The organism is Kaistella gelatinilytica (genome assembly GCF_015679325.1).
GTDB classification, from domain to species: Bacteria; Bacteroidota; Bacteroidia; order Flavobacteriales; family Weeksellaceae; genus Kaistella; species Kaistella gelatinilytica.
Map to the genome: position 1 here is coordinate 208,416 of NZ_JADPVI010000004.1, position 14,685 is coordinate 223,100.

The following is a 14,685-nucleotide window of genomic DNA, read 5'->3' on the forward strand; positions in this document are numbered from 1 at the left end:
TAAAATTTTCAATAGGAACGGGCTTTAGCCCGTTTTTTTCATTATAGTAATGCATTGGCTTTAGCCGAAACTTATTGTAAAATAAAAATCAATTTCAGATTGTTAAGATCTTAATTTAGCATAATCATCTTTTTATAAAACTCCTTTATAAACCCTTTCAGTCTTTCAAAGGCTGAAAGGGTTGAATTCTAAATAGAAAATACCCGCAAATAATTACCACAAAAAAATTCAGCTTCGATATTCCGAAGCTAAATTCCTATTTATTTGAAAACCAAACTTTCTACTGAATCGAAACGCTTCCGCCACTACTTTCTTTTTTGCTGACAACATTTAAATTTCCTTTTCGGGTAATATTAATTTCTCCTGAAGAACTCGCAGAAGCATTTAATTGGTTCGAAACCGAAACACTCACGTCTCCTGAACTTGAAGCTTCGATATTTGCATTTTCTGCTGTCATTTTTTGTGCGTTCAAAGTTCCGGAAGAAGAAGCGCTAAGATTCGCGTTTTTTGATTTACCCGAAATATCGATATCTCCGGAAGAAGTGACTTCAGATTTTAAATTGACTGCCCAAATTTGACCCGTGAAACTTCCTGAACTCGAAACATCAATCGACATTTCATTGGCTTCTAAATTTCCTGTAACATCGCCTGAACTTGAGGCTTCGATGTTCATTTTGTCCTGCGTGAATTTATCTTTTATATTAATTGATGCTGAAGAACTTGCTTTTACCGCTGAAAAATCTTTAGCAAAAATTTTCGCAGATACATTTCGCGCAGAAATATTTGATCCTGATTTGAAATGGATGTATAATTTCCCATCAGAATTCTCCACCAAAATATCATCTAAAATATCAGAAGGCGCTGTGATCACAACTTTTTCCTCGTCCGATTTTACCACTTCAGCAGAAATTGATTGTGCCACTTTGATCTCATCAAAAGACATTTTATATTCTTTATTTTTAATGATTCCCTTTCCTTCTTTGGTCGTCATATTAAAGGGAAATCCGTTGTCGGTTTTGATGTTGCAGGACGAAAGAGTTAAAAATGCGGAGAGCATAGAGATTGTTAATGTTTTCATAGTTTTTATTTTTAGCGAAGATTTATTATGTTAAAGATAAAATTTAAATTAATATCTTTATCCTTTAATAACAATTTACGAATGAAAAATATTACATCAGTTTTTTTAATTTCTTCTTTGGCAATAACTTCTGCCTGTACCACAATGAAAACGACCAATAATTCCGCTACCGAAATTCCTGCGCCCGACGCAAGCTTGTCTTCTAATCCTTTTATAAAAAAAAGTTCGCTGCAATATCAAGCACCCGAATTTGATAAAATTAAGGACGAACATTTCAAGCCGGCTTTTGATTATGGTATGAAAGTTCAGATGGTTGAAGTTGACAAAATTGCAAATAATTCTGCGGCTCCAACTTTTGAAAACACCATCGTTGCGTTAGAAAATAGTGGAGAAGTTTTAAAAAGAGCTCAAATCGTATTTTATAATCTGACAGGATCAAACACGAATCCGACTTTACAGAAACTGGAAGAAGAATATGCACCGGTTTTTTCTGCATTGAGCGATAAAATTCTTTTGAATGAGAAATTATATGCGAGAATTAAAGCGATTAAAACAGAAGGTTTAGGTTCTGAAGAAAAACGGGTTTTAGATTTGTATACGACCAATTTCGAAATTGCCGGAGCCAATCTTTCTCCTGAAAATAAAGCAAAAGTTAAAAAAATTAACGAGGAATTAGCAACGCTTTCTACTCAGTATTCCAGTAAATTACTGGATGCCAGAAAAGACGGCGCACTTCTTATTACTGATGTTAAAGAATTAGACGGACTTTCTCCGGATGAAATTGAAGCAGCAAAAACAGATGCGAAAACTGCCGGGAAAACTGGGTATTTATTAGCGTTACAAAATACGACGCAGCAACCAATGCTTCAGAATTTAAAAAATCGATCAACAAGAGAAAAGCTTTTCAAAGCATCTTGGTACAGAGCTGAAAAAGGCGATGCTGATGACACAAGAAGTATTTTGGAAAGACTCGCAAAAATTCGAATGGACAAAGGACATTTGATGGGTAAAAAATCTTTTGCTGAATGGAAATTGCAGGATCAAATGGCGAAAACTCCCGAGAATGCAATGAATCTTTTGGCAAGACTGGCAACTCCAGCTGTGGAAACTGCGAAAAGAGAAAGCGACGAGATTCAAGCTTTAATTGATAAACAAAAAGGAGGTTTCACCGTAGAACCTTGGGACTGGAATTTTTACGCAGAACAGGTTCGTAAAGAAAAATACGATTTAGACGAAAACCAAATTAAACCTTATTTTGAAGTAAGAACTGTTTTGGAAAAGGGTGTTTTCTATGCCGCTGAAAAATTTTACGGAATTACCTTTAAAGAAAGAAATGACCTTCCCGTTTACCACCCGGATGTGAAAGCGTACGAAGTTTTCGACAGAGATGGAAAATCTTTAGCCATTTATTATTTAGATTTCTACACCAGAAACAATAAAAACGGTGGCGCCTGGATGAGTAATTTTGTTGAGCAATCCCATTTGTTAGGTCAGAAACCGGTGATTGTAAATGTTTTCAATTTCCAGAAACCGGCAGAAGGAAAACCGTCACTTATCTCTTATGACGATGTTTCTACCATGTTCCACGAATTTGGACATACTTTACACGGATTATTTGCAGATCAGAAATACATTTCAATTTCAGGAACGAGTGTTCCGCGAGATTTTGTAGAATTTCCGTCACAAATTAATGAGTTCTTCGCATTGGAACCATCAGTTTTGAAAAATTACGCATTGCATTATCAAACGAAACAACCGATGCCAAAAGCTTTAGTTGATAAAATTAAGAAAGCCGGAACTTTTAATCAAGGATATTCTACAACAGAATTAGTTTCTGCTGCGACGCTTGATATGAACTGGCATTCTGTAACCGATGCAGCTCAGTTTAAACCAACTTTGGAATTTGAAAAAGATGTTCTGGCGAAATATGGTTTTAACTTAAAAGAAGTTCCGCCAAGATATCATACTCCGTATTTTGCTCACATTTGGGGCGGTGGATATTCTGCGGGATATTACGCGTATATGTGGAGTGATATGTTGAATGCTGATGCTTGGGACTGGATCACTACGCACGGTGGAATGACGCGGGAAAATGGTGACCGTTTCCGTAAATGTATTTTATCTGTCGGAAATTCGATGGATCTGAACACTGCGTTTAAAAACTTCACCGGAAGAGATCCTGATTTGAAACCGTTGTTGAAAAGCAAAGGATTTATTAAATAGTCTTTTTTAAAATTGATTAATATGAACCGCAGATTTTTCTGCGGTTTTTTTATTTGTAAATTTCAGTAATTTTAAGTTTCTAAATTTTTAAAAAGAAGAGAAATGAAAGATTATAAACCCAACAATTATAATTCGCTTTCTGCTTATTTAATAGTGGATGATGCGGATCAACTTGCAGCACAACTCAAAAGTATTTTTGATGCAGAACAGTTGCGGAGAATTGAACTCGAAGGAAGGGTACAACATCTTGAGCTCAAAATTGATGACACGGTTTTAATGATGAGCAATAGCGTTATTGGTTATCCGGCGCAAAAGGTAATGCTACATTGTTATGTTCAAGATGTATTTAAAACTTTTGAAAAAGCTTTGGAAAATGGTGCTGAAAAAATTGAAGAACCCCATCAAAGGGAAGATGACGATGATATCCGCGGCGCTTTCTGTGATTTAGCTGGCAATTACTGGGCGATTTCTACACAGAAAGACTGAGCCTCTTTTTCGAAAGACAAAATACCTGAACTTTTAGCCCGGATCGAAAAGGAAATCCTTTTTTTTGAAGCTGGAGAAGGAGAGGAAAAAAAAGATTGTAATGAAGAGCCGGAACGATTTTTCAAAGAAGCAAAAATCGTTTTGCTCCGAAAAAATTCTTAATTTTGCAAAAAATATATCAGAATGCCAAAAATTTCTCATAGAGCACAAAATATGCCCGCTTCGCCAGTTCGAAAACTCGTTCCTTTTGCTTTAAAAGCGAAACAAAAAGGAATAAAAGTTTATCATTTAAATATTGGTCAACCCGATATTGAAACACCGCAAACTGCATTGGATGCTGTGAAAAATAATGATTTGAAGATCTTTGAATATGCACTTTCTGAGGGGAATTTAGAGTACAGAACCGCGCTCAACAATTATTATCATTCACTTGGTTTTACGGATCTTACGACCGATAATTTTATTGTTACAAATGGTGGTTCGGAAGCTTTGAACTTTGCGATTTCTACTTTGTGTGATGATGGTGACGAAATTATTATTCCGGAACCTTATTATGCAAATTATAACGGTTTCGCAAACACGTTCAACGTAAATGTTGTAGCGGTTTCTTCCACAATTGATACTGGATTTGCATTGCCTCCGATCGAGGATTTTGAGAAGAAAATTACGCCGAAAACAAGAGCGATCTTAATCTGTAATCCAGGAAATCCGACGGGTTATCTTTATACAAGAGAAGAATTACAGAAGTTGGCAGATATTGCGTTGAGACACGATATCGTGATCATTTCCGATGAGGTTTACAGAGAATATGTATATGATGGAAAGGAGGCGGTTTCGATGTTAGATTTTCCTGAAATTCCGGAAAACTGTATTATCATTGATTCTGAATCAAAAAGATATTCGATGTGTGGCGCGAGAATCGGTTTCATGGTGACACGTTCGAAAACAATTCATGATGCTGCGATGCTTTTTGCACAGGCGAGACTGAGTCCTGTTCTTTTGGGCCAGATCGCAGCGGCTGCAGCTCACGTTAATGATACCGAATATATTTTGAAAGTTCGTGCAGAATATACGCACCGTAGAAATGTTCTGGTAGATCTATTGAACGGAATTCCGGGCGTGATCTGCCCGAAACCTAAAGGAGCCTTTTATTGCGCCGTAGAACTTCCGGTTGATGATACCGATAAGTTTGCACAATGGCTTTTGGAAAGTTATTCCCACAATAATGAAACGATCATGGTTGCTCCGATGAGCGGTTTTTACAGCAATCCGGAATTGGGTAAAAAACAGGTTCGAATTGCGTACGTTTTAAATGAAGCAGATCTGCGAAGAAGTGTGGAATTGTTAAACGATGCACTGCACAAGTATAAGATCGAATTTAGTTTATAATCGAAATAAATTCATGTTCAAAAAAATAAAAAATTTCGCGCTTTTATCATTGCTTGCTTTTTTAGTTTGCAGTTGTTCAAGCACGATGCAGAATAATTCATCGAAAAGCAGCGACATTAAATCTATTACTTACTCAAAAACTTTGGGAAGAGCCGGTTTTTTGAATATTGTTGCGACGAAAGATTCTTTAATTTCCACAAAATTCGGAAGTGCTTTCAATGATATTCCTGAGGTTAAAAAGAAAATGAATGCTGAAGACTGGAATAAAATGGTGTCCGCTCTTAATTTGGAGATGATCAAAAAAACCAAAAGTGGTGATGGAAGAGGATATTATGATGGTCCAGATGAAACCTTTGAAATTACAACTTCAGATCAAAAATATACGTTGATCAATGTGGCAGATTCCACACAATACAAGCAGCTTGGAAATCTGAGAAACATTATTAAAAAAATCGCCACCTCCCAAAAATAATGCAGGAAAACATTTCATTAAAACCTTACAATACTTTTGGCGTTGATGTTTCTGCAAGATATTTCGCAGAAGTAAAAACATTGGAGGAACTTCTCGGAGCGCTACAATATTTAAAAACTCAAAAACTTCCGCTTCTCCTTCTTGGTGGAGGAAGTAATCTGTTGCTGACGAAAGATTTTGATGGATTGGTAATTCAATTGAATTTGAAGGGAATTTCTGAGGATGTCATTAATGAAAATGAGGTTTTAGTCACTTCAAAAGCCGGAGAAAACTGGCATGAATTTGTTCAGTTCTGTTTGGATAGAAATTACGGTGGTTTAGAAAATTTATCACTCATTCCGGGAAACGTCGGAACTTCGCCCATGCAAAATATTGGTGCGTACGGAACTGAAATTAAAGACACTTTTGTTAGTTGTAAAGTATTGAATTTGGAAACTTTGCAAGTGGAGGAATTCGATCATCAAAAATGTAATTTTGGATACCGGGAATCAATTTTTAAGAGAGAAGGAAAAGGGAAATATGTTATTTTAGATGTTACTTTTAAGTTGACTGCAAAAAATCATTCCATCAAAACTGACTACGGCGCTATTCAATCTGAATTGCAAAACTTAAGAATTGCAAATCCAACGATTCAGGATATTTCGAAAGCGGTCATCAATATTAGACAAAGCAAATTGCCCGATCCGAAAATCATCGGAAATGCGGGAAGTTTCTTTAAAAATCCGACTATTCCTTTATCGCAATTTGAAAATTTAAAACTGAAATTCGAAAATATTCCGGGTTATCCGAACGGAGAATTTGTGAAAGTTCCTGCAGGTTGGCTCATCGAACAATGTGGCTGGAAAGGAAAACAAATCGGGAATGTCGCGTCGCACAAATTACAGGCTTTGGTCCTTATCAACGCAACAGGAAATGCGTCTGGAAAAGAAATTTTTGATTTTTCTACGATGATCATTGATTCCGTAAAAGAAAAATTTGGGATAGAACTGGAAAGAGAAGTGAATATTATTTGATATGATCACCACTTTCTAACCTCGTCAAATCAATACATCAAATTATGAAAATAGCAGTTCTCGGAGCCGGAAATATGGGTTTATCTTTTTCGAAATCTTTTTTGAAATACGAACTTATTCTCCCCGAAAATCTTCATTTAATTACCCGCAAAAAAGAAAAGGTAAACAAAATAGCAAAACTATTTCCTGGATCGAAAGTTTCTGCTTTTGAAGAGTTGAAAGAAATTGAAGCCGATTTAATAATTATTGCTGTTAAACCTCAAGATTTTCATTTTGTTGTAGAGAATATTTCCTTTCAATTGAAGGAAGATCAAATGGTGCTTTCCATCATGGCAGGAATTAAAATTGAGAAAATTCAGCACCTTTTAAACCATAAAAAAGTAGTTCGAGCCATGCCAAATTCGCCCACGCTTTTGGGAATGGGAATTACCGGTTACACAGCTGCAGAAGGAATTTCCTTTCCGGATCTCATGCAAATCGAGCGATTTTTAAACTCGACGGGACGTTCCGTTTATTTGGAAGATGAAAATCTTTTGGATGGCGTTACTGCACTTTCCGGAAGTGGACCTGCTTATTTTTATTACATCGTTGATGCCATGATCAAAGCCGGAACAGAGATGGGAATTGAGGAAAATCTCGCAAAACTTTTTGTAAAGCAAACCATGTTGGGCGCCTATCATTTGATCAATAATTCTGATAAAAATTTGGAGGAACTCATCAAAGATGTAGCATCAAAAGGTGGAACTACGGAAGCAGCTTTGAAAGCTTTTGAAGATCATGAACTGAAAGAAACATTAAGAAAAGGAATTTTAGCAGCAGAAAAGCGATCGAAAGAATTGAGTAATTAATTTGCGTACTTAAAGTTTTATAGACAGAAAAAATGTAAAATTCTACAGAATTAATTTCATAAATATTTGTCTATTTGAAATTTTCTTCGTTATTTTGCACTCTCAAATATTCATAAGAAATAAGAACATCCAGATATGTCAAGAATTTGCCAAATAACAGGAAAGCGTGCAATGGTAGGAAACAATGTTTCTCACGCTAATAACAAAACGAAGCGTCGTTTTGAAATTAACTTATTAGAGAAGAAATTTTACCTTCCAGAGCAAGAGAAATCTGTAACTTTAAAAGTTACTGCTCACGGATTGAGAATTATTAATCGAATTGGGATTGAAGAAGCGATCCTAAGAGCAACTAGAAACGGATTTATTAAATAATTAGAATCATGGCAAAAAAAGGAAATAGAGTACAGGTGATTTTGGAGTGCACTGAGCACAAAGAAACAGGTGTTGCAGGAATGTCAAGATACATCACTACGAAAAATAAAAAGAACACTACTGAGAGATTAGAATTGAAAAAATTTAATCCGGTTCTTAAGAAATACACCCTTCACAAAGAAATCAAGTAATTTTTTAAAAGAATAAAAGATGGCAAAGAAAGTAGTAGCAACGCTTCAAGGTGGTGCAGGTTCAAAAAAAATGACCAAAGTAGTGAAAATGGTAAAATCCGCTAAAAGTGGTGCTTACGTTTTCGAAGAGAAAGTAATGAACGCAGAAGAAGTTGAAGGTTTTTTGAAAAAATAATTTTCTGCTTAGCGAGAATATATAAAACTATCCAATTGGGTAGTTTTTTTATTTTATCTTTGTTTACAGTCTGTAACGGACGGCAAGTCTTAATATTAAATTTGTAATTTTTGGAATGAGCTGGTTTAAAAAAGTATTTAAAAAAGAAGAGAAAGAAACTTTAGATAAAGGTTTGGAGAAATCGAACCAAGGTTTTTTTGAAAAAATATCGAAAGCAGTTGTCGGAAAAAGTACGGTTGATGATGAGGTTTTAGATGATCTGGAAGAAGTGCTCATCGCCTCAGATGTTGGTGCTTCAACAACCATTAAAATTATTGAAAGAATTGAAGCCCGCGTTGCCAAAGATAAATTTGTAGGGACGGATGAACTCGATAAAATTCTGCGCGAAGAAATCACAGGCTTACTTTTAGAAAATCCACATGCCGGAACTGGTAATATCGACGAAAGTAAAAAACCTTATGTCATAATGGTTGTCGGTGTAAATGGTGTTGGAAAAACCACAACGATAGGGAAATTAGCGCATCAATTTAAATCGGAAGGAAGAAATGTTCTTTTAGGAGCCGCAGATACTTTCCGTGCCGCTGCGACAGAACAGTTAACCATCTGGAGCGAAAGGGTCGGAGTTCCGATCGTGAAACAAAATATGGGATCTGATCCCGCTTCGGTTGCGTTTGATACGGTTCAAAGCGCAGTTGCTAATAATTCAGATGTCGTGATCATTGATACTGCAGGAAGACTTCATAATAAAGTCAATTTAATGAATGAGCTGACTAAAATTAAAAGAGTCATGCAAAAAATTATTCCAGATGCTCCGCACGAAATTTTATTGGTACTCGATGGTTCAACGGGACAAAATGCTTTTGAACAGGCGAAACAGTTTACTGCTGCGACAGAAGTTAACGCTTTGGCTGTGACGAAATTAGATGGAACCGCGAAAGGTGGAGTCGTTATTGGGATTTCAGATCAGTTCCAGATTCCGGTAAAGTATATTGGTGTTGGAGAAAAAATGACAGACTTGCAATTATTTAATGGAACAGAATTTGTAGACTCTTTTTTCAGAAAACGAAATTAAATATTATTATTTAATTTTTTTTGCTAAATTTATTTAAACATTTACAAATTATTAACATTAAATTTTTAAAACTATGGGAATTTTAACTTGGATCATTTTTGGTCTTATCGCAGGTGCAATCGCTAAAATGATTATGCCGGGAAATCAGGGAATGGGTTGGCTTTTAACCATCATTCTTGGAATTGTGGGAGCGTACGTTGGTGCGTTTATCGGACAACTTTTAGGATTAGGAGATGTAACCGGATTTAATATCGGAAGCATGTTTCTAGCCATCGGTGGTGCATTAGTTGTTCTCTGGATATACGGAATGGCGACCAAAAGAGGTTAATCAGCATTTTATAAAAAAATCCCGACTTGAATTTCAAGTCGGGATTTTTTATGCAGTTAATCGAATTTAATGTGATACGGCATTTCCATCATCACACTGCTCTGTAATTTAGGATTGGTAATCTGTTCGAAAACTTTGTAATTGTCGAGTCCGATTTTGTTTTTTATAATTCGTGCAGAGATCTCATCTTCGCTCATGTCTTTAAATAACTGCTCGAATTTGCTCACTTTTTTCGGATAAGTTGCAACGTTGTAATCTTTTAATTTTACTTTTTGAGCAGCAAAAGTTATGGCGTCGTTCAGTGTTCCAAGATCATCAACCAAACCAATTTCTTTGGCTCTGGTTCCACTCCAAACTCTTCCACCGCCAATTTCATCAATTTGCTCGAAAGATTTTTTACGGTTCACCGTTACAAAATGGACAAATCTTTTGTAAGTTTGCTCTACACTTTTAGTCATCATTGAGATTCCACCTGGAGTAATCCCGTTGATTGGCGAATACATATTTGAATTAGCGTTCGTATTTACAGCGTAAGAATTTAAGCCATTTTTGTTAGCGAGTTCTTTAAAATAAGGAATCATTCCGAAAACACCGATTGAACCTGTTAAAGTATTAGGTTCGGAATAAATCTTATCTGCAGCCATCGCAATATAGTAACCTCCGGAAGCTGCATAATCACCAAAAGAAGCGATCAGTGGTTTCTTCTTTTTCAGTTGTTGAAGTTCGAAAAGTATTTCATCAGAAGCATTTGCGCTTCCACCAGGAGAGTTGATTCTAAATACTACAGCTTTTACTTTATCGTCATCAGAAAGCTTTCTTATTTCTTTTACAAAATTTTCTGCATAGACCGCGTCATAACCTTCGCCGTTATAAATTGCTCCAGACGCGTAAAGAATAGCAATCTGATTATCTTTTTTAATATTGTCGTTGTCTAAATTTCCGATATAGGTGTTAAAAGATATTTTGTTGAGTTTATCTTTCTCCTTCAGAATTAATTTTGATTTTAAAAGGTTATCGTATTCAGTTTTCTGAATGAGTTGGTCGGCCAACTTATATTTTAAACTTAAATCGGGAATCATTCCATAAAGACTGTCAACAACTGTTTTGAACTGCGCAGTATCAATTTTCCTGGAATTCGCCATTTTCGCGGAATTAATGGACCAGATATCATTTAATAAAGTGGAAAGTTGCTCCCTGTTTTCCGGAGACATGTCATCTCTTAAAAATGGTTCTACTGCAGATTTATATTTTCCGTGACGGATCACCTCGATTCCGATTCCAAATTTTTCTGCAAAACTTTTCATGTATAACACTTCTGTAGAGAGACCTTTCAAGTCAATTCCACCGGCAGGATTTAGGAAATATTTATCAGCCACAGATCCCAAATAATAAGCGGACTGTGAAACCACATTTCCGTAAGCATATACGAATTTACCGCTCTTCTTAAAGTCTTCCAGAGCAGCTCTTATATCATCAAGCTGAGTCATTCCGGCTTTAATTCCGTCGGTTTCTATACTGATGCCTTTAATTTTATCATCCTTCTTTGCATTTTTAATGGCTTCGAGAATGTCGAACACCATAATGCTTTTCTGCTTTTCATTTAAAGAAAATAATTGCTGATTATCTTCGGACGGACTGTCAATAATTTGAGTTTTGAAATCTAAGATTAAAACAGAATTCGCCTTGATATTGGGTTTCGAATCAGAACTGAAAGCACTTGCTGCAATCACCATCACTAAAAACAAGAGAAAAACTGCTCCAATAATCATAATTGCCACTATATTTGCTAAGACATTCTTAAAAAAACTTCTCATAATTTTTTAAATATTTTCTAATATGTCGCAACATGATGTTACTTTGTTACTCGGCAGCAATCTGGGAGATACAGAGAAAAATATTAAAACCGCATTAAATTTTATTGAAATAGAAATTGGTCCTATTATAAGGAGAAGTGATATTTTATTAACAAAGCCCGTAGAGTTTGCTAGTAATAATATTTTTTGTAATATTGTAGTATTAATAAAAACACAATTATCTCCTGTTAATCTGTTGAATTCGATAAAAAGAATTGAGGTCGACATGGGGCGGATAGAAGATTCATCAGTTACAAAAGCTTATGTAGATAGGATTATCGACATTGATATCGTGCTTTATGGGGACCTTAAGTTTGAATGCAAAACTTTACAGATTCCTCACAAAAAACATTTGTATGAACGTGAGTTTTCCCGAAATTTATTAATGAGTTTAAAAACACATTAAAAACAACAAATATGAAATTAGGTTTATTTTTAGCATTAGCCTTTCCTATTGCGTTCTATGCACAAGATCGCTCAGGAGTTACGGGTAAGAATGAGTATCCCAATGCGTACTCAAGCGGTTCGGCGAAGGTAAGCCCTTTTACGAATTCATCCAGATTGTTCAAAGACTGGTCGATATCAGTAGGAGGTGGTGCTGCAGTTTTTCAGAATGCAGATCTATCTTCTTTTTACGATGGTAAAATTAATCTTGGCTGGAATGGCTATGCAAGTATTGATAAGCAAATTACTCATACTTTTGGTATAAGTGTTCTTTATCAAATGGGTAAACTAAACCAAAAAGCAATGTTGCCAGGTGCTGCAGGTATTGCCGCAGGTGTTGCAACTGCTTGGACAAAATATCAGCAGATCTCGATTTTGGGAGATATTAATTTCTCAAATTTAATACGTCGTGTTGATAATCATTCGCCTTACAGATGGGCTTTGCACGGTTATGCAGGAGTAGGTTTACAGGGGTATAATACTCTTTTGTTAGACAATGATATGTCGAGATACAGTACAGTGCCAAAAAGAATTCCTATAGAAATCGATCAAAAATTAGGATTTGATACCTTCTTTTACCAGATCGGAACTGGAGTAAAATATAATGCTTCAAAATTAATTGATATTGAAGCTCGTGCGATGTATATCATTACAGGTGATGATTCATTTGATGGTGGTGGATATGGCAAAAATGCAGTTCCACGTTATAATGCAATAACTTCGGGACATTCTGATAATTTCGTTACTGTAAATTTAGGACTGTCTTTCAAATTAGGAAAACATGATACTCATTTAGCATGGTATGATCCTATGCAGGATATTAACAGCCGAATCAATGTTTTAGAAAATACAACAGATGATTTTGTTGTTTGCCAAAAAGGAGATAAAGATAATGATGGTGTTTGCGATGATTGGGACAGACAACTTGATACTCCTGCAGGAGCGAGAGTTGACGGTGCTGGTGTAGCTTTGGATATGGATTTAGATGGAGTGATCGATCTTTATGACAAATGTGTAACAGTTCCAGGTCCTGTAGAAAATAACGGATGTCCTATCAATACTCCGCCAACTAATAAATAATAAAAATTTATTTTTATTATGGTATATTAATTGTTAAGGGTCAGCAGCTGAATTATGCAGTTAGATTTTTAAGAAAATTAATATACTTTATAACAGATAACTAATAATTAAAATACAAATTAAAATACAAATTATGAAACTAAATTTAGCAATCGTGGCCTTAGCATTAGCTTTACCTACTGCTATCTTCGCGCAAGATTCGACAGCAGTTTCTACCGGAGGATATCCCAATGCATTTTCTTCAGGATCTGCAAATGTCTCTCCGTTCACACAATCATCGAAGCGATTCAATGATTGGGCGATATCTGCCGGTGCAGGTGTGCCATTAATTCAGTCTGCCGACCTTACTTCAATCAAAGGTTTTGGTGCAGGTAAAAACCTGTATGGATGGTCTGCGTATTTCAGTATTGATAAAGCAATTACTCACGCTTTTGGTTTAAAACTGCAGTACGACAAAGGAGAAACAAGACAAGGATTTGTTAATACGAAAGATAAAGTAGCTTCTCCTACAGGAGCAGGTGCCAGAACTCAATATGATGCAATTTCTGTTTTAGGAGATATCGATTTTTCTAACCTTTTACGAAGAGTAGATAATCACTCCCCATTCAGATGGGCACTTCACGGTTATGCGGGAGTAGGAACTTTGGCATACAGAGCATACAGACAGGATGCAAGTCCTGCTTACAATCAGAGTTTGATTACTGAGGTAAAACCTTTTATTTTAGGAAGTTTCTTCGGACAAGCCGGAGCAGGTCTTAAATTCCGTGCAACTAAATCAGTAGATCTGGAGGCAAGAGGAATGTATGTCTTGACTGGTGATGACAGTTTTGATGGAGCAGGTGGAACATCTTACAATGGTAAAGTAAATGATAACCCTTCAGATAACATGATCAACTTAACTTTAGGGGCAACCTTGAATTTAGGAAAACATGAGTCGCACCTTTTCTGGCATGATCCTTTGCAGGAAATTTATTACAAATTGGATGTATTAGCTGATAAAAATCAGGATGTAGAAGTATGTAAAAAAGGTGATGCAGATAATGACGGAGTTTGTGACGATTGGGACAGACAACTTGATACTCCTGCAGGTGCAAGAGTTGATGGTGCAGGTGTAGCTTTAGATACAGATTTAGATGGAGTAATTGATCTTTATGACAAATGTGTAACTGTTCCTGGTCCTGTTGAAAATAATGGTTGTCCGTTAGATACGACTTCAAAAATTACAGATACTACAAGAACAATGGAAGGAATTGAATTCGACTTGAATTCAGACAAGATTCTTCCTTCTAACACGCCAATATTGAATAACGCAGTTAGTTATATTAACTCTTCAACAGGTTCATATAATGTGATTGGTGCTACAGATACAAGAGCTTCTGTACAATACAACCAGAAATTATCTGAAAGAAGAGCAAATAGTGTTAAGAATTATTTGATCCAGAATGGAGTACAATCCGGAAAATTAGACGCAATCGGTAGAGGTAAAAAAGACCTTAAATATCCTGAATGTGATCCAGCTACAAAATGCCCGGAATGGAAAAACAGAGCGAACAGAAGAGTTTACTTTGAAGCAAAATAATTTTTTAGAATTTATATCAATTAAAAGTCACGCATTGCGTGGCTTTTTTTGTTTTGTGGAATTTCTTTCAGTATTTTTACTC

The 14,685-nt window shown here is 35.8% G+C and carries 16 protein-coding genes; 14 read left to right on the forward strand and 2 right to left on the reverse strand.

Annotated features, from left to right (window positions below):
* Positions 1 to 280: 280 nt before the first annotated feature.
* Positions 281 to 1,078 (reverse strand): head GIN domain-containing protein, encoded by a 798-nt coding sequence (locus IV494_RS13725; protein WP_196080680.1) that lies wholly within the window; start codon positions 1,076 to 1,078, stop codon positions 281 to 283.
* Positions 1,079 to 1,159: 81 nt separating this feature from the next.
* Here IV494_RS13725 and IV494_RS13730 point away from each other — a divergent pair, with 81 nt between their 5' ends.
* The 11 genes from IV494_RS13730 (at position 1,160) to IV494_RS13780 (ending at position 9,647) form a co-directional block, all read left to right on the forward strand.
* Complete coding sequence (locus IV494_RS13730; protein ID WP_196080681.1) at positions 1,160 to 3,301, forward strand: M3 family metallopeptidase; 2,142 nt, start codon at positions 1,160 to 1,162, stop codon at positions 3,299 to 3,301.
* A 102-nt stretch (positions 3,302 to 3,403) separates the two neighbouring features.
* Positions 3,404 to 3,787 (forward strand): VOC family protein, encoded by a 384-nt coding sequence (locus IV494_RS13735; protein ID WP_196080682.1) that lies wholly within the window; start codon positions 3,404 to 3,406, stop codon positions 3,785 to 3,787.
* 183 nt (positions 3,788 to 3,970) lie between these two features.
* Positions 3,971 to 5,176 (forward strand): pyridoxal phosphate-dependent aminotransferase, encoded by a 1,206-nt coding sequence (locus tag IV494_RS13740; protein WP_196080683.1) that lies wholly within the window; start codon positions 3,971 to 3,973, stop codon positions 5,174 to 5,176.
* Between the two features lie 13 nt (positions 5,177 to 5,189).
* Positions 5,190 to 5,648: a hypothetical protein gene (locus IV494_RS13745; protein ID WP_196080684.1), complete on the forward strand. Its 459-nt coding sequence runs from the start codon at positions 5,190 to 5,192 to the stop codon at positions 5,646 to 5,648.
* Positions 5,648 to 6,661, forward strand: a complete 1,014-nt coding sequence (murB, locus tag IV494_RS13750) for a UDP-N-acetylmuramate dehydrogenase (RefSeq protein ID WP_196080685.1) — start codon at positions 5,648 to 5,650, stop codon at positions 6,659 to 6,661. The genes IV494_RS13745 and murB overlap by 1 nt, the downstream gene beginning before the upstream one ends.
* A gap of 44 nt (positions 6,662 to 6,705) precedes the next feature.
* On the forward strand, positions 6,706 to 7,509 hold the full coding sequence (gene proC, locus IV494_RS13755; protein WP_196080686.1) for a pyrroline-5-carboxylate reductase: 804 nt from the start codon (positions 6,706 to 6,708) through the stop codon (positions 7,507 to 7,509).
* 135 nt (positions 7,510 to 7,644) lie between these two features.
* The gene (gene rpmB / locus IV494_RS13760; protein ID WP_039348836.1) at positions 7,645 to 7,881 is read left to right on the forward strand and encodes a 50S ribosomal protein L28; all 237 of its coding nucleotides are present in this window, start codon (positions 7,645 to 7,647) and stop codon (positions 7,879 to 7,881) included.
* An 8-nt stretch (positions 7,882 to 7,889) separates the two neighbouring features.
* Positions 7,890 to 8,072: a 50S ribosomal protein L33 gene (gene rpmG, locus IV494_RS13765; protein ID WP_015806891.1), complete on the forward strand. Its 183-nt coding sequence runs from the start codon at positions 7,890 to 7,892 to the stop codon at positions 8,070 to 8,072.
* A 19-nt stretch (positions 8,073 to 8,091) separates the two neighbouring features.
* Positions 8,092 to 8,247, forward strand: a complete 156-nt coding sequence (locus IV494_RS13770; RefSeq protein WP_074781385.1) for a DUF4295 family protein — start codon at positions 8,092 to 8,094, stop codon at positions 8,245 to 8,247.
* Positions 8,248 to 8,362: 115 nt separating this feature from the next.
* Positions 8,363 to 9,319 carry a signal recognition particle-docking protein FtsY gene (gene ftsY / locus IV494_RS13775; RefSeq protein WP_039348831.1) on the forward strand — a complete coding sequence of 319 codons (957 nt, stop codon included), beginning with the start codon at positions 8,363 to 8,365 and terminating at the stop codon, positions 9,317 to 9,319.
* A 73-nt stretch (positions 9,320 to 9,392) separates the two neighbouring features.
* Positions 9,393 to 9,647, forward strand: a complete 255-nt coding sequence (locus tag IV494_RS13780; protein WP_039348828.1) for a GlsB/YeaQ/YmgE family stress response membrane protein — start codon at positions 9,393 to 9,395, stop codon at positions 9,645 to 9,647.
* A gap of 56 nt (positions 9,648 to 9,703) precedes the next feature.
* Here the strand turns inward: IV494_RS13780 and sppA are convergent, their stop codons facing one another.
* Positions 9,704 to 11,461 carry a signal peptide peptidase SppA gene (gene sppA / locus IV494_RS13785; RefSeq protein ID WP_196080687.1) on the reverse strand — a complete coding sequence of 586 codons (1,758 nt, stop codon included), beginning with the start codon at positions 11,459 to 11,461 and terminating at the stop codon, positions 9,704 to 9,706.
* Between the two features lie 22 nt (positions 11,462 to 11,483).
* Between sppA and folK the strand changes: the two genes are divergently transcribed.
* The 3 genes from folK to IV494_RS13800 all read left to right on the forward strand — a co-directional run bounded on the left by folK (position 11,484) and on the right by IV494_RS13800 (position 14,603).
* Entirely contained in the window at positions 11,484 to 11,906 is a 423-nt protein-coding gene (gene folK / locus IV494_RS13790; RefSeq protein ID WP_196080688.1) for a 2-amino-4-hydroxy-6-hydroxymethyldihydropteridine diphosphokinase, read from the forward strand.
* Positions 11,907 to 11,917: 11 nt separating this feature from the next.
* On the forward strand, positions 11,918 to 13,024 hold the full coding sequence (locus tag IV494_RS13795) for an OmpA family protein (protein WP_196080689.1): 1,107 nt from the start codon (positions 11,918 to 11,920) through the stop codon (positions 13,022 to 13,024).
* A gap of 133 nt (positions 13,025 to 13,157) precedes the next feature.
* Positions 13,158 to 14,603 carry an OmpA family protein gene (locus IV494_RS13800; protein WP_196080690.1) on the forward strand — a complete coding sequence of 482 codons (1,446 nt, stop codon included), beginning with the start codon at positions 13,158 to 13,160 and terminating at the stop codon, positions 14,601 to 14,603.
* Positions 14,604 to 14,685: the final 82 nt, after the last annotated feature.